Source organism: Thermococcus sp. (genome assembly GCF_015521605.1).
GTDB lineage: Archaea > Methanobacteriota_B > Thermococci > Thermococcales > Thermococcaceae > Thermococcus.
Window position 1 is genome coordinate 22,086 of record NZ_WANV01000016.1, and the last position, 16,872, is coordinate 38,957.

Sequence of the window (16,872 nt, forward strand, 5' to 3'; positions counted from 1 at the left end):
TGTTTCCTCCAAGTCAGAAAAGAAAAGACCGGAGGTCATTCAAACTGGTAGCCGTAGCCCGAAACGGTAAAGGCGTAAACCTCGCAGTAGTACTCGTTGCAGGCCTTCACAGTCACGTGGTATGTGGTTTTTTCCCTCCTCGCTTCCATTTCTGCCTCGTTGGCGTACTGGACGGCCTTTTCAGTAACGTAGTCGAAGGTCTTGTCAACAAGCTGTTCCTTCACCCAGTCGAGAAGGCCCTCCTTGAAGGCCTCCTTGTCAAAGCGCAGGGAATCCGGAACCTCAACCCCCTCCGTCTTAGGTGCATTCTCTTCCTCAGGAATAAAGGCCTCGACGCCACCAACTACCGTCTTCACGCCTTTAGCTAACGCCACCATCCCGTAGGTTATCTTTGCTCCAACGCTCCTAGCCTCCACCATCTTGGCGGTTAGAACCCCTATGTCCTTTCCAGTCTTGAGGACTTCAACGCTATCCTCATATCTGGTGTAGATAACGCCGACATCATTCTCTCCGGGCAGTTCGTAGCGCTTCGGGACGAGTCTTGCATAGAAGTACTTCAGCGGTCTCGTCGAGCCGAAGTCAATGGTTCTCTTGGGTTTTCCGTTGATTAAAGCTCCCGGCGCGCTTATCGTGACGTTCTTACAGTGGTGGCACTCGAAGTAGAGAAGCCCCACATCGGTGCTGTTGAGCCATTGGGAACTCACGAGCTTGACCTCGGGTTTTGCTTTATACTTCGCCTCGATGTTGAACTCGTAGGTATAAGCTTTCTCGTCATCCCCGCTGGAGAAGCGAAGCTCCACCATGAATGAGACGAAGTCAGAGCCTATCTTTGTAACATTGGGAAGGTTCAGCGTGTATGCCGTATCGCTCATTTTTTCCAGCCTGTCCTTGTCGTCTCCCCATACTGACACCCGCGTAAGCTCGTACTCCGTTTCATTTCCGTTCGGGAGGGTTATAACTAGAGGGTCGACCTTTATCTCAAAGCTGGCCGAGTCACTATCAACGACCACGGTGATGAAGGCATCGGGTTCAATCTTCTTTCCATCAAGGAGGAACTCGATGTGCCTGTGGACCTTTGGTCTTGGAGTTTCTTTGATTGCTGTGTCCACCTTTTTATACTCGGGCTTCTCCACCGATGGCGGTGCCGGAGGCTTGGAGTTAGGCTTGTTGGGGTCGCTTCCCGCTTTGACCTCCTCAAAATCCGTAAAGCCGTCTCCGTCGGTGTCCTGCACGAGGGGGTTCGTGCTGTACCAGAACTGTTCTTCCCAGTCGGTAAGGCCATCTCCATCTGTGTCGGGATTGGCAGGGTCGGTCTTCGAAAGATTTTCCGTTCTATCTGTAACGCCATCTTTGTCGCAGTCTAAAGCAAAGGCGCAGGCATTGTCCTCTATCAGGCCGTCTCCGTCAAAGTCGTAATGGGCCGGAACGGGATCGATTCCGTCTCTCAGACCGTCGCCATCCGTGTCGGGATTGGTCGGGTCGAGGATTATTGGGTTTCCCTCAACGATGGAAGTGGAGTTGTCGTTTCTGTTGTAGGTGGTGTAAACGTACTCGAAGTGAAGCTCATCGTAGTCACTCAGCCCGTCACCATCGGTATCGGGATTTGTCGGGTCCGTGCTGGGGAGAAGGAAACAGGTTTCTCCCTCGTGCTCAAAGGTCTTTCCCCTGAAAACGTCCACAGGAAGGCCGTGCTGGACGGTTAGGCTTTTCTCATCTAATGAGCAGAGGAGGTATTTCCACTCAGCCGAGTTAACGAGGTAGTATTCAATGTACCTCGACAGGCTTATCTCAGCTTCACTTGCTCCGTCCCAAACATCCACTTCGTCGGGATTCTGTGGGAGCCAGGATGGAACCTGACCTGTTAGCTTCATATTCACCAGCTGGGGCATAACCTCCCCCAGGTCGCTCAGCCCATCGCCGTCGGTATCTTCGTTGAAGGGGTCTGTGCCGAGCTTGACCTCCCAGCCGTCCCAGAGGCCGTCTCCGTCGGTGTCCTTCTTGTAAACGATGGTTCCAAGTTTCAGTTCTTCCCTATCGCTTAAGCTATCACCGTCGCAGTCTTCGCTGAGGAAGCAGAGGTAGTATGCTGTATTGAAGAGCAGACTCGGTGGGGGAGACATCACGGCGTTGTAGAAGGGGGCATCTACTGGATACCTACCGTCGAAGAGGTAAAGCTCCTCTCCGTCGGGAATTCCATCCCCGTCCCAGTCAGGGTTGGTGTAGAACGGCTTATCCTTGCCGTAGAGATACGTGAGGACGCGGGCTTCGTAGTAGTCATCCAATCCGTCTCCGTCGGTGTCGGGCGTAGTCGGGTTGCTGGGAACCCCTTTCTCAACGCCCGGAACCAGATACCTTCCCCTCAGCTCATCGTAGTCGGAAAGGCCGTCTCCATCCGTGTCATGGTTTGTGGGACTCGTTCCATACTTGAGAACCTCTTCACCGTCCGTTAAGCGGTCAACATCGCTGTCCGGCCTCATCGGGTCGCTTCCATAGAGGAACTCAAGCTTATCGCTCAAACCGTCGCCGTCGCTGTCCGGGTTGTTGGGCAAACTCCCGTGGGAGAGTTCGAAGGCGTCACTTAAACCGTCGCCGTCGGAGTCGAGGTTCTCCGGGTCAGTTCCGCCGCTGTTTGAGTAGGCCATGGGTGCCGAGATTATTGAGAGCACTAAAAGTCCCATGAGCAGAAGTGGAGCGAGCCTCATCCTTCTGCCTCCGTCCAGATTATTCCGCAGTTGTCCCCCGAGAGGAACGTGACGTAGTTTCTTTCAATGTCCTTTTGCTGACCGTCCTTGGCGATAACGGCTGAGTAGTGGTACTTGCACGCCACGAGCTTCGTGCTCACCGGGAAGCATTCTACGTTCTCAACCTTCAGGTCCCCGAAGTCAACCGCCTCGTAGAGCACCTCATGGAGTTCAGTTAAGGAGTCCTCGTCAACGACAGAGAGGTCAAAGAAGCCGGAAACGTTTTCCTCTTTTTTGACAGCACTGTAATAGCCTTCAATGATTGCCGGCGCCTTATCGGAGCATTCCCATACAGAATCCGGGACGAGTGAGGCGTTTATCGCGACCGTTCGGTTGAGCAATTTGTGCGTCTGGACTCCCGTTGGATGTCTGGCAGTGGTTGGAGTCTCACCCGTCCCTGTGGAAGTCGTCTCTATTCCCGAGGAATGAGAACTCTCAATTGCTGAACCTGAGTGTGTTGAAGTCCCCGTGTTCGGGCTGGTGCATCCGCTGGCCAGAACGAGGAGGGCTATTAACCCAGTGAGAAAAAGCCTTCCCCACCTCAAGATTACTGCCCCCAGGGTAGATTAAGTCACCCTAAACCGGCGGAGGAAGTCCCCATGCTTTTCAATCAGCTTTTCATACTGAGCCTCACTCATGTGGATCCAGACCTCATGTTTGGGTTCCAGCTTCTTCCTCTGGCTTTCATAGACAGGATTCGACACCTCTTCTTCCTCATCCTCGTACTCTTCGACTTCCTCCAGATACCATATCTCAACTATCTCCTTGCCCCTTTCATTGGTCCTGTAAACGCTCTCAAGCTCGTAGCGTTCAGACTTCTCCTTGAAGCTGATGTATACACTCCCAACGGAGTGGAGTTTTCCCCAGTTCTCGGCAAGTTCTCCTGCACTCATTCTAAAATGGACGGTCTTTAGGTGTTTGGCGGCAGAACTTAATCCGGACTTTAACTTCCCAAAAAGTCCCATATAGCTCACCCCTACTTTTGAATGGAACGTGGGGTTCTGTGTGTTCCAGATATTTAAATGGGGGTCTCCCATATCCCAACACCCTAGGGAGACGTAATAACAAGGTTTTTCTGGAATAGCTTATTACTTTTTCCCTCCAATAATTTGACGTTTTTCAATAATTACTTCAAGACTGCTGCCAAAATGACAAAGAGTACAAGCACTAGCAGGGTCAGAACGACCGTCACCCCGATTCCCTCCTCCGCCTTCAGACGGTAGTGAGCCAGAATCACGTTCGCCATTATCGCCGGAGGCATAGAGGCCTCTACAAGGACGGCGTAATAGGTATCGCCCGCCCCCCTGAGCGTCAGGAAGACGAAGATGAAGGGGATGACGCTCCTGAAGAGGCCCACCTCAACGAGGTGCCTCACCCTGAACTCGCGGAGGTTTATTATCGAACCGAAGTATATGAGGAGGAGGGGTATGCTCCACCACCCTATGGACTTGGCCGGTTCGAGGAGCCACGCCGGGAGCTTAATCCCGGCCAGAACCAGCGCCAGGGCGAGTAAATTGGCCGCCGTTGGAGGGAATTTCAGCGCCTTAACGAGGCTGTTTTTCACCGAGGCCTTTCCGCTGGAGTAGTGGGCGGCTATGAATGTCGCAAGGGGCAGGACGATGAGGCTGTTGGTCGTCGAGTAGAGTATCGCCGGGGTTATGTCGTCGAGAAAGAGGCTCGCTATCGGAAAGCCCATCGCTGCGGTGTTCGGATAGGTAGAGAGAATCATGAGCGCCCCTGCCCAGTTCTCGTCCCCAACAAAGCGGCGGGCATAGAGATAGGAGAGACCGAGGCTCAGGGCTATTACGAGGAGCACGTAAAGGAAGACGAGTTTTATGCTCAGGAGGTAATTCAAATCCTTACTCGCCACGTTGCCGAACACGAACAGCGTGAGAAGAACTCGGGTTGAAAAGAGGTTAAGCCATTTGAAGAGTCTGTCATCTTTGATCAGCCTTTTGAGGATGTAGCCGACCGCTATGAGCGCGAGCATCTGGTAGACGTCCATGCTAAAAGCTTGGACTTAGCGTTTAAAAGTATGTCGAATTCTGCTTGGTGTCCCTGCGCCCCCACCGATAAACTTATATATACCTACAGTGCCAGTTAGGTACAGAAAAGTGTACTACAAAAATATGTACCTGGTGGTAGCATGGAGGATCTCAGAGTTCAGCTCGAAGAGCTGAAGAAAAGGCTGGAGGTGCTGGAGGAGAGCATCGACCCGGTGGATGAGGTAATGCTCTCCATCAAGATGCGCCTCCGGCGAAAGCTTGAGGGGGGAGCCCTGCCGGAGATTGATGAGGAGAAGGCCGCGAAGACTCTCAAGGCCCTCGCCAATCCCGACAGGATACGGATACTCAAGATGCTCTCCGAGAAGCCCATGGGCTTCAAGGAGATAAAGGATGCCCTCGGGGTTGAGAGCCCCACAGTTTCCCACCACCTGAAACTCCTCGTGAGAACTCGGATGGTGAGACGGGCGGACAAGTATGAGATCTCGCCTGACGGACGTCTCTTTTTGCGCTTGCTTGAGATAATAACTGCCCTTGAGGAGGTGGAAGAATGAGTTTTGGATGGAAGTACAGGGCCGTCTCGCACGAAGGCCCGAGATTTAGGGTGGCCGAGTACCTCAAGGCCCTCACGGCGATACTGCTCATTGCATGGCTGTTCAAAGGGCCGCTGAGACTTGATGCGTACAACGACCAGCTGGTATACGCCATAGTGGCTCTCCTGTTCGCCTTCGAGCTGCTCTCGGTCGGCAAGTGGTTCGGCGTGACGATAAGCGGAGTGGTCTTTGCCCTGGCCAAGGGCTTCTTCTGGACGAGTGTTTTCCTGTTCTTCGGTCAGTGGCTGGGAATGTCTGAGACGCTCCACAACTACGCGGGAACGGCCTTTGCATACGCGGTGGTTCTGGTGATAGCTGGAGTGCTCCTGGCGAAGTTTGACGAAAGGAGGCTCGACATCAAGGTGGAGGGCAAGGCCTACGAGTTCGGCGGCGCGGATTTTGGAGAGGTGAAGCTGGAAGGAAGCGGCAAGGCCTATCCCGTGAAGTTTGGACGGAGGAAAGTCGGGTGGGTCATAGACGGTGAGGTCACGGTAAAGGCGGAGACACCGCTTGGAAAGATAACGAAGAAACTCCTGAGCCCTGTGATAGTATGGACCGAGGAGAATATAGCCGGACGAAAAGTTCCCGCCGATCCAGGCTTCGTGAAGAACGTGGAAACTCTCGTGAATCCCGAGAGGCTCTACCGGAAGGGCAAGAGGGATAGCGTGGTTGATCTGGGCTTCGTCAAAGTTTACGAGGGGGAGGGCTTCGAGTACGTCAAGCTGCCCTTCATCGAGGTCATAGAGACGCCGGGCGGTGAGGAGGTCAAGATAGGCCCAATGAGGTTCCGCGAGGGAAATCCGGAGATGCCCCCGGCGGACATGCTGACCATCAGAGAGCTCCGCAACGGCTTCCAGCTGACCAGAGTTGGGGACAGGCTGAAGATTCAGACGGACGAGTACTCCATCGAAGTTGACGGTGAGAGGGTGACCTACAGGAGCGGAAACGAGAGCCTCAGCCTCGGTGAGACCGTATCCCTGCGCTCGGGCGATGTCTCTGTCAGCGTTGGCAGGGGAAGGGCCAAGATACGCATCGAGGACGTCGTCATCTCCGCCAGAGAAGGTAGGGTCAGGATAAGGGCTGGCGGGAGAGCCTACACCGTGGAGGACCCCGCGGCGTACAGACTCGTCATGAGGAAGGCGAAGGATATAGTCGAAGAGCAGAGCGCCGAGCTGATAGAGGGCCTCGGCATAGACAGAACCCTGCTCAACAGGCGCGTGAAGGAGCTCCTCGACCAGCTGATGGGATACTTAGGGTGAGCGAGATGGAAGCCACCGCCGTTCAGAGGCCCTCGCAGGAAGATTCAGTGAATGGAAACGGGAATGAAGGGCTCAAAAGAGCATCGGGGCACGAAAGGCCCCTTTTTGATTTCCTCCCGGAGGGATGGGTGTGAGGTTTGAAGGCATCGAGGAGGTCTGGATGAAGCTCGTGGACGTTGACCTCAAAATAGCGGCCTGGGACAGGGACTATGTGGAGCTGAACCCCCGCTCGGAGAATGGGATCAAAATCCACGTCAAAGAAGGCAGGCTTTCTGTTGACTACAAGGCCCTATGGAAGCTCGGGAAGACCATAAAGAGGGACAGAAGCCTGGAACCCCTTGAACTCCGCGTCCCTTTCGGTGTTCCGGTTTCGGTGGGAATTAAGAGGGGAGAGGTCAAGGCAGAGGGCGTGCGCTTTGAGAGCCTTTCGGTCGACGAGTGCAAGACCTCGCTAAAAGGATGCATCATTGGAGACCTAATCTCTGTCGTCTCCACCCTCAGCGGCTCAGTTATGGTGAGAGAGAAGGCCTCCGTAATGGCAATAGCCGGTACAGTCGCCCTAAAGGTTGAGGAACTCGATGGAGACATCAGAGCTGTCAGCAACATGGGGATACTAAAGCTGGCCATCCCAATCGACTCCGATGCCTCGATAAAGGTCGAGGAGAACGGAGGGGTCGTCAAGCTGGAAGGCATCAAACCGAAAGACTCCGTCCTTGGTGATGGAAGGAACACGGTAACGCTCAGGGCGGATATTGGAGGAATACTGAAGTTGTCCATCTGGGAAGGTGATGAGGATGATGTTTGAAAACGTCCGGGAAGTTGAACTGAACACCGTTGGTGCTCAGGTGAAGATTGAGGGGTGGGAAAACGAGCACGTGGAGGTGAACTACGTCCTCCACGGCGAGGTCAACGTGAGCATTGAGCAGAGGGGAAGCAGGCTCATCATAAAGGAGGAGCAGAAAAAGAAGTTCTTCAACCTTCTCAGGGATTCGGGATGGGCCGAAATAGAGGTCAAAGTTCCAAGGGGCACCGTGGTAAAGGTCAGAAACGTGAATGGTGAACTAACCGCCCGTGATGTGAAGCTGACAGAGGCCACGACCGTCAACGGGACGATCGAGCTCAAAGAATGCGAGGCAGGACTACTGAAGTCCGTAAACGGTGGGATAAATGCCCACCTGGTGGTGGCCGGCCCGCTCAAGGCCTCAACGGTTAACGGGAAAATATCCCTGACCATCGAGGAGCTTGAGGATGACGTCGAGGTCAGCACTGTCAACGGGGACGTGGTGGTTCGGCTCTCGGACTTCTGCGATGCGAGGATAGTGGCCAGCAGGGTCAACGGAGAAGTGAGGCTCGTTGGGATTGATCCGGAGGATCCGGTCATCGGCGCCGGGACCTACAAGGTAAAGGCGAGCACCGTAAACGGTGGGGTGAGAGTCGAGCTCCTTTGATTTAATTCTTTGATTATTCAATTCTGCAACCAAATAACGGGGTCTGAATGTGGAAGCTAGGGGGTTAGATGATATGTTCGATAATTTCCGGGGAATGGGCCGGAGCTTCTGGCTCTATACCACAGGCAGGTGGATATCCCAGGCTGGCTGGGTTATCCAAGATGTCGCCGTTCCACTTTACGTACTCGATAAGACCGGCAGCGGAGCGATGATGAGCCTCTTCGTGATGGCGGAGCTGATTCCAAGGCTGCTCGTGAATCCCATAGCCGGGGTGATAGGCGACCGCTACGACAGGAAGAAGCTCATGTATGGCCTTGACATAGCGAGGGGAGTCCTGCTCTTTGGTGTTATAGCCTTCAACCTCCTCGGGATATACCAGCTCCTGGCCGTTCAGATGGCGATGAGCATCATCGGGGCGTTCTTCTCGGCCGGGATAGTGGGAATGTTTCCGGATCTGGTGGAGAAGGAGCAACTGGCAAGGGCGAACTCAATACTCCAGAGCGGGGGGCAGGTACTCAGGATACTCGGTCCAATCCTCGGGGGTTTAATCTATGCGCTTGGGGGTTTGAGGCTCGCCATCCTCATAAACGCTGTCAGCTTCTTCGGCTCGGGACTGTTTGAAATCCTGATCGAATATCACCGGGAAACACGCGAGCTTTCAGGTCTTGCGGAGATATGGGAAGACATGGTTGAGGGCTTCCGCTTCATGAGGAGCTCCCGGAGCGTTTTGATCCTCGTCAGCTTCGGAATACTGCTGAACACCCTCCTCAACCCCATATTTGCCGTCGTCCTTCCGTACCTCACGAGGATTGAGCTCGGCCTCTCCGCGATCCAGTTTGGAAGCATCGGGACGGCGGCAACGTTGGGGGCCCTGGCCGGAAACCTTCTCATAGCACTCAAGCTTGGGGAGAGGTCGGAGGACTTTCTGTTCCGGGCGATCTTTGTGCAGCTCTTCAGCATCATGTGCTTGGCTTTCGTGACGCACCCCGCACTTGGTGGATTTGCCTATCCCTTCCTGCTGGCGGTAATGGTCGTGGGGGGCTTTTTTAACACCCTGGTAAACGTGCCCCTCTTCACAAAGCTTCAGAAAGCGGTTCCGGACGAGGTCCGTTCCAGATTCTTCACGGCAATGGAGACCATAATGCTCGCCACCACGCCCCTCGGCATGGCCCTCGTCGGGCCACTCCTGGACGCCCTCGGGACGTCGGTTATAGTCCTGGCCCTCACGATCCCAAGCACCCTGATAACGCTGTACTACTACCTCCGCTTTAGGGAGGCGGTTATAGCCGTTGGGTCTGAGCTCGTGGGGGTGGTGCCGTGAGCCTCAGCAGGAACTTCTGGCTCTTCGCGGTCGGGCGCTTTATCAGCCAGCTCGGATGGGCGGTGCAGGAGGTTGCGCTGCCCCTCTACGTCCTCGACAAGACGCACAGCGGTTCCATGATGACGCTCTTCGTCCTGGCGGACATAATCCCTTCCCTCATAATCATGCCCTTTGCAGGGGTTATTGGCGACCGCTACAACAGGAAGAGGCTGATGGTCTGGTTCGACATCCTCAGGGGCGTTCTGCTCTTCGGCGTGATAGCTTTTAATTTCCTCGGGATCTACCAGCTCCTCGTTGTTCAGGTCATAATGGCGGTTATGGGGACGTTTTTCGGCGCGGCCACGAGCGCGATGTTTCCCGACCTCGTTGAACCTGAGGAGCTGGAGAGGGCAAACTCCACCGTCAGCTCGTTCTCCATAATAGCCCGGCTTGTAGGTCCGGCCCTTGGCGGCGTCATCTACGCCCTCGGTGGGATAAGGCTGGCAATCCTTATCAACGCGGTCAGCTTCTTCGGTTCAGGCCTCTTTGAGGCGCTGATTAGATACGAATGGAAGACCCGCGAGATAGAGAACATTGGAGATGTGATAACAGATATCCGGGAGGGGCTCGCGTTTCTGAGGTCGAGCAGATACCTCATGGTTCTCATGGGCTTTGCGCTCTTTATGAACGCTGTTGGACAGCCGTTTGGAGCGGTAATAATGCCGTACGCCTTCAGGGAGGTTTTGAAGTTCACGAGTCAGCAGTTTGGACTTCTTGAGAGCTTCTTCATGGGGGGAATGCTCCTCGGAAACGTCATAATAGCCGTAAAGCTGGGCAAAAAGGCCGGACGGTTCTTCTTTAAGGCGCTGGCGTTCAACGGGATAATGGTACTCGCCTTTGTCTGGGTGGTTTCCCCCTTTGCAGGTCTGTCGAGGGACTCGGCCTTCCTGACCCTGGCCGCCGTTGGAGTACTCTGGGGCATCAGCAACGCGATAATAAACGTCCCGCTCAACGCCAAAATCCAGCGCGCCATTCCGACGGAGCTGCGGGGCAGGGTCTTCTCGGCTCTTGCCCTCCTTGTGAACATCTCAGCACCCCTCGGTCTCGTTGCAGTTGGGCCGCTGATTGATCGCTACGCCGCCTGGTCGGTGGCCTTTGCGATATGGGTGGTGCAGGCCGCGGTTGTGGTCCATTACTGGCTCAGGTACAGGGAAATTTTGCTCGGTGATGTAGGGGAGGGAATAAACGGGGAGGCTACCTGACCTCCCTCAGTTTGCCCTCCCTCTTCTCTATTGCCCTTGCCATTATGAATAGCAGGTCGCTGAGCCTGTTGAGGTATACCAGCACGTTATCTCCGAATCCATAGTCGAGGACGAGCTTTGCGACCTTTCTCTCGGCCCTCCTTGCTATTGTCCTGCAGATGTCCAGCTTGGCGCTGGCGATGGTGGAGCCCGGAAGGACGAAAACCTTCAGCTGAACTTCGTTTTCATACTTATGAATAAGGCCTTCGAGCCACTCGACATCATCCTCACCGACCTTTGAGTACTTCCCCTTGCTGGCGAGCTCGGCCATGAGGTCGTAGAGCTGAACCTGGATTTTTTCGAGAATCTCCACCATCTCCCCGGGGACGTAGTGCTTGGCCTCGCCAAGGAAGCTGTCCAGCTCGTCTATCGTGCCGTTGGCATCCATTATGGGCGAATACTTTGCCACACGGTCGCCCGTAAAGAGACCGGTCAAACCCTTATCGCCCGTTTTTGTTGTTATCGACATGGCATCACCGGAAACGTTTCGAGGCCCGAGGTTTTATTCTTTTTGGGCAATATGATACACTATCAGTGATAAATGGCCGAGATAAAACACGGGGAAACTTATTTATACATCGGAAGCCTTCTTTTTTGGGTGGTGCCTATGAGGAAATCAGCGCTGATAATAGCCTTTATTTTGGTTTTGAGTTTGACACCTGCATGGACTCTAAAGCCAGCGGCGGCGGCAACTTATATCCCGCTGGTCGAACTCAACCAGAACTTCGACAGTTACGCATACGCGGGTGACGTTCCAACCACGGGAGTGGTGACCTATATAGACAGCAATGGCTTTATGATCCAGAACGGAAGCGGCGCGTACACCGGAATCTACGTGTATACCGGATACAAATCATACCCCTCCGTCCAGAAGGGGGATGTGGTGGAGGTCTACGGATATCCCAAATACTACAACGGTCTCCGAGAGCTCTCGGTAAATCCCCAGTACGGCGAATACTATTCAGTCATTGGAAGTGCCCCCCTGCCCGAGCCGGTCCTAATACCCACCGCCGACTACAGCAAGCCCGAATATCAGAGCGTCCTCGTCAAGTTCGTGGATGCAAAGATAACTGACAGGTACGACAGCTGGTACACCAAGCTGTGGATAGACGACGGAAGCGGTGAAGCGTACATATTCTCCAGTTCAAGCCTTCCCGGCACACTGGAACCTGGAGCAAAGTTCAAGTACTTCGTCGGGGTTGTTTATGTCTATAGGTACTCCTATGAGGTCCTTCCCGTGGAGTACCAGCTCTACAACCCCGCAGTCAAGGTAACGGACGTTGAATACTACGCATTCATGGAGGAGGTTCCCACAAGGGTTCGTGCGACCGTGTTCAACAGCGGCAACACTACCAGTAACGTAAGTTTTTCCGCCACCTTTGATGGAGTTACTGTGTACTCCACGGACTTCACCCTGTCCCCCGGAGAGAGCAAAGTTGTTGAGTTCTACGTAATCCCCCGCTCCACCGGAAGCCACACGCTGACAGTCATCGCTGAGGAGAGTGAAAAAATAGTTCCGGTCAATGTCATTCCCAACCCGTACCAGCTCTCCTACGGCCTCACACCCTACTACGAGAGACTCTACAACAAGGAGATGGCCAACATAACACCGCTTTACGACAATATGACCTGGCTCGTCGGCGAGCTCACATCCTGTGGGGTCAGCCTCGGAGACCTCGAGTCCAGAATCAAGTGGATCAACGGCACCATGGAAGAGATACAGAGGGAGTATTCCCTTTACAACACGCTCAAGGGACTCCTCATCCAGCAGAACCCCTACAGGAACGCCTACTATTACCCTGTCATGGTTCACATAAGAAAGGCGGCAATGATGGGCAGAGACGTCATGAAGGAGCTTGAGTTCGTGCTTCCGATACTCCACAGCACGTATGAGCAGGTGAAGCCGATATGCCACCCGCCCGCACCGGCACCGGGCAACGAGACCATGCCCGGAAATGAGACCCCCGCGAACCAGACCAACGTCACCCCCTCGACCAACGTGACGATCAAGATAATCAAGGTTCTCATCGATGCGTCCCACGGCCAGTACTACAACCCGACCAAGACCGACCAGAACGGCATGGCAACCCTCATAGAGAACATCAAGAATGAGCTCGGCTGGATAGTCGATATAAACACGGAGCCGATAACCTATGAGAAGCTCAAGGACTATGACGTGCTCATAATCACCAACCCGAGTCAGGACATAACCGACGAAGAGGCGCAGGCAATACAGGAGTTCATGGAGAACGGAGGCGGCCTTTTCATACTCGGTGAGAGCTACTACGGGCACGTCTATTACAAGAGCCTCAACAAGGTCGTTAGTAAATACGGAATAGAGTTCAACAACGACGAACTCATGGACGACGAGATGAACACCGGTAGGAAGTGGTTCCCGCTCGTTGGGATCTACAACCTGGACCATCCTGCCATGAAGTTCCTCACAGCCGACCACCAGATGTACTACAACGGTGACACCCTTACCGTGAGCGGAAGCGTAACCTGGCTTGTGAGGGGCTATGAGACAGCGTATTCCGAGGACAGGGACGGCAACGTAATCTACGAGAAGGGCTCCAGGCCAGTTATAGCCGCCGCCGTGGAGGTTGGCCAGGGCAGGATAGTTGCCTACGGTTCGAGCAAGGCCATAAGTGACGCCTACTACGGCAACTACATCAACACCAACTGGCCGTTCGTCAAGGGAGTCCTCCTATGGCTTGCCCACCAGGATTGAGGCCCTTCTTTTCCCCTTTTTCGGTTTGTATTGTCGGCTAGATCTCTTTTGGAGGTACAAGGATTCCGAACTCGGTTATGACCCCCCTGACGTACCGCCAAGGGGTGATATCAAAGAGGAAATTTCTGACCCGGTAGCCCTGCCTCGCATAGGGCCTCTCGACTATCTCAACCTCCTCCGAGCTCAGCTCCGGGTGGAGCTTGAAGCTCTCCGCGGCAACATAGAAGGGAACGCGGTTATCGTGGCAGGCGAGGGCAAGGAGGTACGTCCCGGCCTTGTTGACCACCGCCCCGTCCCTCGTCACGTTGTCGGCACCGACCAAAGCGAGGGTGGCCTTCTCCGCAAAGAGGCCCATCTGGGCATCGGTTATGATCTCAAAGGGGACACCGAGGGAATCGAGCTCCCTCGCGAGGGCTATGCCCTCAAAGTCCGGCGCGCTCTCCGCCAGTATGACCCGGAAGTGCTTGCCCTTCCGTTTGGCTGCCCTGAAGATTTCAAGAACCGCCGAGGAAAAGGAGTGCGTGATTACAACCTCATTTTCGTCTATCAGCTCGCTTCCGATGTTGCCTATCTCGCGCTTCGCCTCCTCCCCGAGCCGGATGAACTCCTCAGCCTTCGACCTCACCAGGTCAGGGTTGCCTGTTATGGGTACGAACCTCGCGAGGTTGTAGAGGGACGCCATCGTCCTGTTGACGGCCGGGATCTCTCTCCTCATGTCCTCAAGAGCCCTCTTGAGTTCTTCTCCCTCAAGCAGTTCGGAGAGGAGTATGTACGCCTCGGCACCCCTCCTGGCGAGCCAGCTTGCACCCCTGATCCTCTCCGCCCTCATCTCCTCGATGACCGACCGAACCTCCTCCGGGAGCATTGGGGACACCACTCAGCCGGTTAACATCCAACGCCGTTAATTCGGCCCTTCCCTTATCAGCGTTTCGCTACCAGCCCTCCTCGAAGCGAATTCCCCTCCCCTCAAGGAAGGCCTTCGCGCGCTCTATTTCCTCCTCGCTCTCTCCGAAGATGATTATCCCGATGTACTTCCCGAAGCCCTTGGGGGAGGAGTGTATCCTCACGTTGAACCTTTCCAGGGCCTCAATTAGAAGGGGCGCCAGCTTGCTCTCGTCGGTTATCTCGGCCAGCAGCTTCTTCTGAATGAACTCCCTCTCACAGAGTCTCGGGAGGACCTCCCTCTCAAGCATGGCCTTCATCTCACGCGGCATTCCCGGGAGGACGAAGATTTTAACGCCTTCGTGCTCGATGTAGGCTCCAGGAGCCGCCCCTTCGGTGTTCTCCAGCGGTTCCGCCCCCTCCGGCAGGTATGCCATCTTCTTCCGCCCCTCGTTGAGCTCGGGGTCGTCTATGTAGCCCTCCTCGTAGAGCCTCCGGTAGAAATCCCTTATCCTTTCCAGGCACGGCTCGCAGAGGACGAACCTTCTTCCCAGGGCCTCGGCAACGGCCAGCATCGTGACGTCGTCGTGGGTAGGCCCGAGACCGCCGGAGATGACCAGAACCTCCGGTCCCCTCTTGAGAATTTCTCTGACTGCGCTCTTGATTTCCTCAACGTCATCTCCAACCGTTGTCTTCCTTCTCACCCAGTAGCCCTTCTCGGTGAGCTTCTGCGCAATAAACGCGGAGTTGCTGTCGATGGTGTTGCCGGTGAGCAGTTCATCGCCGATCGTCAGTATCTCTGCGAACATTCCAACCACCGGTAAACTTTCCGGCGGAATGGCTTATAATCCCAGCGGAAACCCTTTGCACGAAGATGTAAAAATCCTGTGACTTGGGGGGCAGTTTTCACCACGAGTGAAAACAACGCTTAAGTATTTCACGGCTGTAAAATTCTCCGGTGGTAGTATGAAGGTGAGGGTTGGAGTTAACGGTTACGGGACGATAGGAAAGCGCGTCGCCCACGCGGTCACGAAGCAGGACGATATGGAGCTCATCGGCGTCACCAAAACGAAGCCGGATTTTGAGGCTTACCGCGCTAAAAAGCTCGGGATTCCAGTTTACGCCGCGAGCGATGAGTTCCTGCCGAGGTTCGAGAAGGCGGGCTTTGAGGTTGCCGGGACGCTCGGAGATTTGCTCGAAAAGGTCGACGTCATAATCGACGCCACCCCGGGAGGGATGGGGGCGAGGAACAGGGTTCTCTACGAGAAGGCCGGCGTTAAGGCGATTTTCCAGGGCGGCGAGAAGGCTAGTGTGGCGGAGGTCTCCTTCGTGGCCCAGGCCGACTACGAGAAAGCTTTGGGAAAAGACTACGTCCGCGTCGTTTCGTGCAACACCACCGGCCTGACCAGAACGCTCAGCGCCATTCAGGAGTACATCGACTATGTTTACGCCGTCATGATACGCCGCGCGGCAGACCCGAACGACACCAGGCGCGGTCCGGTGAACGCCATAAAGCCTAGCGTTACGGTTCCCTCCCACCACGGACCGGACGTCCAGACGGTCATCCCGATAAACATCGAAACATCAGCTTTTGTCGTCCCGACGACGCTCATGCACGTCCACAGCGTGATGGTTGAACTCAAAAAGCCGCTGACGGAGAAGGATGTAATTGATATCTTTGAGAACACCACCCGCGTTCTCCTTTTCGAGAAGGAGAAGGGCTTTGAGAGCACCGCCCAGCTCATAGAGTTCGCCAGGGATCTGCACCGCGAGTGGAACAACCTCTACGAGATAGCGGTCTGGAAGGAGAGCATCAGCGTCCGCGGAGACAGGCTCTTCTACATCCAGGCGGTGCACCAGGAGAGCGACGTAGTTCCGGAGAACATAGACGCGATAAGGGCGATGTTCGAGATAGCCGAAAAGTGGGAGAGCATAAGGAAGACGAACGAGAGCCTTGGGATTCTGAAATGACCCTCTTAGTTTTATCATTGTGGCTCAAAGTCTTTCTTTTTAAAACTGGTATAAGAGAACAGTATCATTAATGCCGACAAAACAAGAGTCCCTGTATACCCTGACAACACGGGGACGGAAAGTTTCCCTGAATCAACTGTCGCACCAATAGGTGCCAGGAAATATGCAAGTAAGCTGATAGCAGTGCTCGGAGAGTACGGCTTTGTAAAAAGCACAAAAAGTGCCATTGGAACTGCAGATGTCAATATGTAGAAGGATATTATGCCCCCTATGAAGTCCATCCAGACCATCAGAGCCATCATTATCGCAAGATATGTGGGCAGTTTAACAAGGACAGAGAGTGCCAATCTTGAGTACCCCTGGATATATGTGATAGATGCAACGCTGAAAATACCAACGGCCAGTCCAAGAAATGCCGAAGTTAGACGCCCAAGAAAAACTCCATCGGGTCCATTGAAGAGGGTGAGCTCAAATAGGGTCACTCTTGAACCCCTGAAAATATGAGATGCTATCAGAATGCCGTAAATTGGGAGAAACACAGCCTCCACTATGACCATAAACTCGTAAAACCCAAGGTTCCGGACGTCCGTCAGAGAATACCAAGTGCTGAGTACCATCATCCCAAGCAGTATCTCCGTTGCCG

The 16,872-nt window shown here is 54.5% G+C and carries 16 protein-coding genes; 8 read left to right on the top strand and 8 right to left on the bottom strand.

Annotation, left to right across the window (positions count from 1 at the left end):
- Positions 1 to 35: 35 nt before the first annotated feature.
- The 4 genes from F7C11_RS02615 to F7C11_RS02630 form a co-directional block, all read right to left on the bottom strand.
- Complete coding sequence (locus F7C11_RS02615; protein WP_297090667.1) at positions 36 to 2,702, bottom strand: calcium-binding protein; 2,667 nt, start codon at positions 2,700 to 2,702, stop codon at positions 36 to 38.
- On the bottom strand, positions 2,699 to 3,286 hold the full coding sequence (locus F7C11_RS02620; protein ID WP_297090668.1) for a hypothetical protein: 588 nt from the start codon (positions 3,284 to 3,286) through the stop codon (positions 2,699 to 2,701). The genes F7C11_RS02615 and F7C11_RS02620 overlap by 4 nt, the downstream gene beginning before the upstream one ends.
- A 21-nt stretch (positions 3,287 to 3,307) precedes the next feature.
- Positions 3,308 to 3,778 carry a hypothetical protein gene (locus F7C11_RS02625; RefSeq protein WP_297090670.1) on the bottom strand — a complete coding sequence of 157 codons (471 nt, stop codon included), beginning with the start codon at positions 3,776 to 3,778 and terminating at the stop codon, positions 3,308 to 3,310.
- 89 nt (positions 3,779 to 3,867) lie between these two features.
- Positions 3,868 to 4,746 carry an AEC family transporter gene (locus F7C11_RS02630; RefSeq protein ID WP_297090672.1) on the bottom strand — a complete coding sequence of 293 codons (879 nt, stop codon included), beginning with the start codon at positions 4,744 to 4,746 and terminating at the stop codon, positions 3,868 to 3,870.
- 141 nt (positions 4,747 to 4,887) lie between these two features.
- Between F7C11_RS02630 and F7C11_RS02635 the strand changes: the two genes are divergently transcribed.
- The 6 genes from F7C11_RS02635 to F7C11_RS02660 all read left to right on the top strand — a co-directional run bounded on the left by F7C11_RS02635 (position 4,888) and on the right by F7C11_RS02660 (position 10,606).
- Positions 4,888 to 5,298: a helix-turn-helix transcriptional regulator gene (locus F7C11_RS02635; protein ID WP_297090674.1), complete on the top strand. Its 411-nt coding sequence runs from the start codon at positions 4,888 to 4,890 to the stop codon at positions 5,296 to 5,298.
- Positions 5,295 to 6,596, top strand: a complete 1,302-nt coding sequence (locus F7C11_RS02640; protein WP_297090676.1) for a hypothetical protein — start codon at positions 5,295 to 5,297, stop codon at positions 6,594 to 6,596. Before F7C11_RS02635 ends, F7C11_RS02640 begins: the two co-directional genes overlap by 4 nt.
- A gap of 130 nt (positions 6,597 to 6,726) precedes the next feature.
- Positions 6,727 to 7,401, top strand: a complete 675-nt coding sequence (locus F7C11_RS02645; protein ID WP_297090677.1) for a hypothetical protein — start codon at positions 6,727 to 6,729, stop codon at positions 7,399 to 7,401.
- Positions 7,385 to 8,044 carry a DUF4097 family beta strand repeat-containing protein gene (locus F7C11_RS02650; RefSeq protein WP_366927980.1) on the top strand — a complete coding sequence of 220 codons (660 nt, stop codon included), beginning with the start codon at positions 7,385 to 7,387 and terminating at the stop codon, positions 8,042 to 8,044. The genes F7C11_RS02645 and F7C11_RS02650 overlap by 17 nt, the downstream gene beginning before the upstream one ends.
- A 73-nt stretch (positions 8,045 to 8,117) precedes the next feature.
- Entirely contained in the window at positions 8,118 to 9,365 is a 1,248-nt protein-coding gene (locus F7C11_RS02655; RefSeq protein WP_297090679.1) for an MFS transporter, read from the top strand.
- The gene (locus F7C11_RS02660) at positions 9,362 to 10,606 is read left to right on the top strand and encodes an MFS transporter (RefSeq protein ID WP_297090681.1); all 1,245 of its coding nucleotides are present in this window, start codon (positions 9,362 to 9,364) and stop codon (positions 10,604 to 10,606) included. The genes F7C11_RS02655 and F7C11_RS02660 overlap by 4 nt, the downstream gene beginning before the upstream one ends.
- On the opposite strand, the gene F7C11_RS02665 is transcribed toward F7C11_RS02660, so the two are convergent.
- On the bottom strand, positions 10,599 to 11,114 hold the full coding sequence (locus F7C11_RS02665; RefSeq protein WP_297090683.1) for a cob(I)yrinic acid a,c-diamide adenosyltransferase: 516 nt from the start codon (positions 11,112 to 11,114) through the stop codon (positions 10,599 to 10,601). The two genes, F7C11_RS02660 and F7C11_RS02665, sit on opposite strands and share 8 nt — an antisense overlap.
- 138 nt (positions 11,115 to 11,252) lie before the next feature.
- Here F7C11_RS02665 and F7C11_RS02670 point away from each other — a divergent pair, with 138 nt between their 5' ends.
- The gene (locus F7C11_RS02670) at positions 11,253 to 13,376 is read left to right on the top strand and encodes a DUF4350 domain-containing protein (protein WP_297090685.1); all 2,124 of its coding nucleotides are present in this window, start codon (positions 11,253 to 11,255) and stop codon (positions 13,374 to 13,376) included.
- Positions 13,377 to 13,413: 37 nt separating this feature from the next.
- Here the strand turns inward: F7C11_RS02670 and F7C11_RS02675 are convergent, their stop codons facing one another.
- A complete protein-coding gene (locus tag F7C11_RS02675) occupies positions 13,414 to 14,241 on the bottom strand; it encodes a translation initiation factor IF-2B subunit alpha (protein ID WP_297090687.1) in 828 nt (275 codons plus the stop codon).
- Positions 14,242 to 14,308: 67 nt separating this feature from the next.
- Positions 14,309 to 15,067 (bottom strand): molybdopterin-binding protein, encoded by a 759-nt coding sequence (locus F7C11_RS02680; protein WP_297090772.1) that lies wholly within the window; start codon positions 15,065 to 15,067, stop codon positions 14,309 to 14,311.
- A 157-nt stretch (positions 15,068 to 15,224) separates the two neighbouring features.
- Here F7C11_RS02680 and F7C11_RS02685 point away from each other — a divergent pair, with 157 nt between their 5' ends.
- Positions 15,225 to 16,229, top strand: coding sequence for a phosphorylating glyceraldehyde-3-phosphate dehydrogenase (locus F7C11_RS02685; RefSeq protein ID WP_297090689.1), 1,005 nt, complete (start codon positions 15,225 to 15,227; stop codon positions 16,227 to 16,229).
- A gap of 14 nt (positions 16,230 to 16,243) precedes the next feature.
- On the opposite strand, the gene F7C11_RS02690 is transcribed toward F7C11_RS02685, so the two are convergent.
- The gene (locus tag F7C11_RS02690; RefSeq protein WP_297090691.1) at positions 16,244 to 16,849 is read right to left on the bottom strand and encodes a hypothetical protein; all 606 of its coding nucleotides are present in this window, start codon (positions 16,847 to 16,849) and stop codon (positions 16,244 to 16,246) included.
- Between the last annotated feature and the right edge of the window lie 23 nt (positions 16,850 to 16,872).

Bases quoted from the DNA above. Each gene is read 5' to 3' on its own strand.
- F7C11_RS02640 (WP_297090676.1), top strand. From the start codon at position 5,295: ATGAGTTTTGGATGGAAGTACAGGGCCGTCTCGCACGAAGGCCCGAGA.
- F7C11_RS02615 (WP_297090667.1), bottom strand. From the start codon at position 2,702: ATGAGGCTCGCTCCACTTCTGCTCATGGGACTTTTAGTGCTCTCAATA.
- F7C11_RS02670 (WP_297090685.1), top strand. From the start codon at position 11,253: ATGAGGAAATCAGCGCTGATAATAGCCTTTATTTTGGTTTTGAGTTTG.
- F7C11_RS02665 (WP_297090683.1), bottom strand. From the start codon at position 11,114: ATGTCGATAACAACAAAAACGGGCGATAAGGGTTTGACCGGTCTCTTT.
- F7C11_RS02635 (WP_297090674.1), top strand. From the start codon at position 4,888: ATGGAGGATCTCAGAGTTCAGCTCGAAGAGCTGAAGAAAAGGCTGGAG.
- F7C11_RS02675 (WP_297090687.1), bottom strand. From the start codon at position 14,241: ATGCTCCCGGAGGAGGTTCGGTCGGTCATCGAGGAGATGAGGGCGGAG.
- F7C11_RS02685 (WP_297090689.1), top strand. From the start codon at position 15,225: ATGAAGGTGAGGGTTGGAGTTAACGGTTACGGGACGATAGGAAAGCGC.
- F7C11_RS02680 (WP_297090772.1), bottom strand. From the start codon at position 15,067: ATGTTCGCAGAGATACTGACGATCGGCGATGAACTGCTCACCGGCAAC.
- F7C11_RS02625 (WP_297090670.1), bottom strand. From the start codon at position 3,778: ATGGGAGACCCCCATTTAAATATCTGGAACACACAGAACCCCACGTTC.
- F7C11_RS02630 (WP_297090672.1), bottom strand. From the start codon at position 4,746: ATGGACGTCTACCAGATGCTCGCGCTCATAGCGGTCGGCTACATCCTC.
- F7C11_RS02655 (WP_297090679.1), top strand. From the start codon at position 8,118: ATGTTCGATAATTTCCGGGGAATGGGCCGGAGCTTCTGGCTCTATACC.
- F7C11_RS02650 (WP_366927980.1), top strand. From the start codon at position 7,385: ATGAGGATGATGTTTGAAAACGTCCGGGAAGTTGAACTGAACACCGTT.
- F7C11_RS02690 (WP_297090691.1), bottom strand. From the start codon at position 16,849: ATGATGGTACTCAGCACTTGGTATTCTCTGACGGACGTCCGGAACCTT.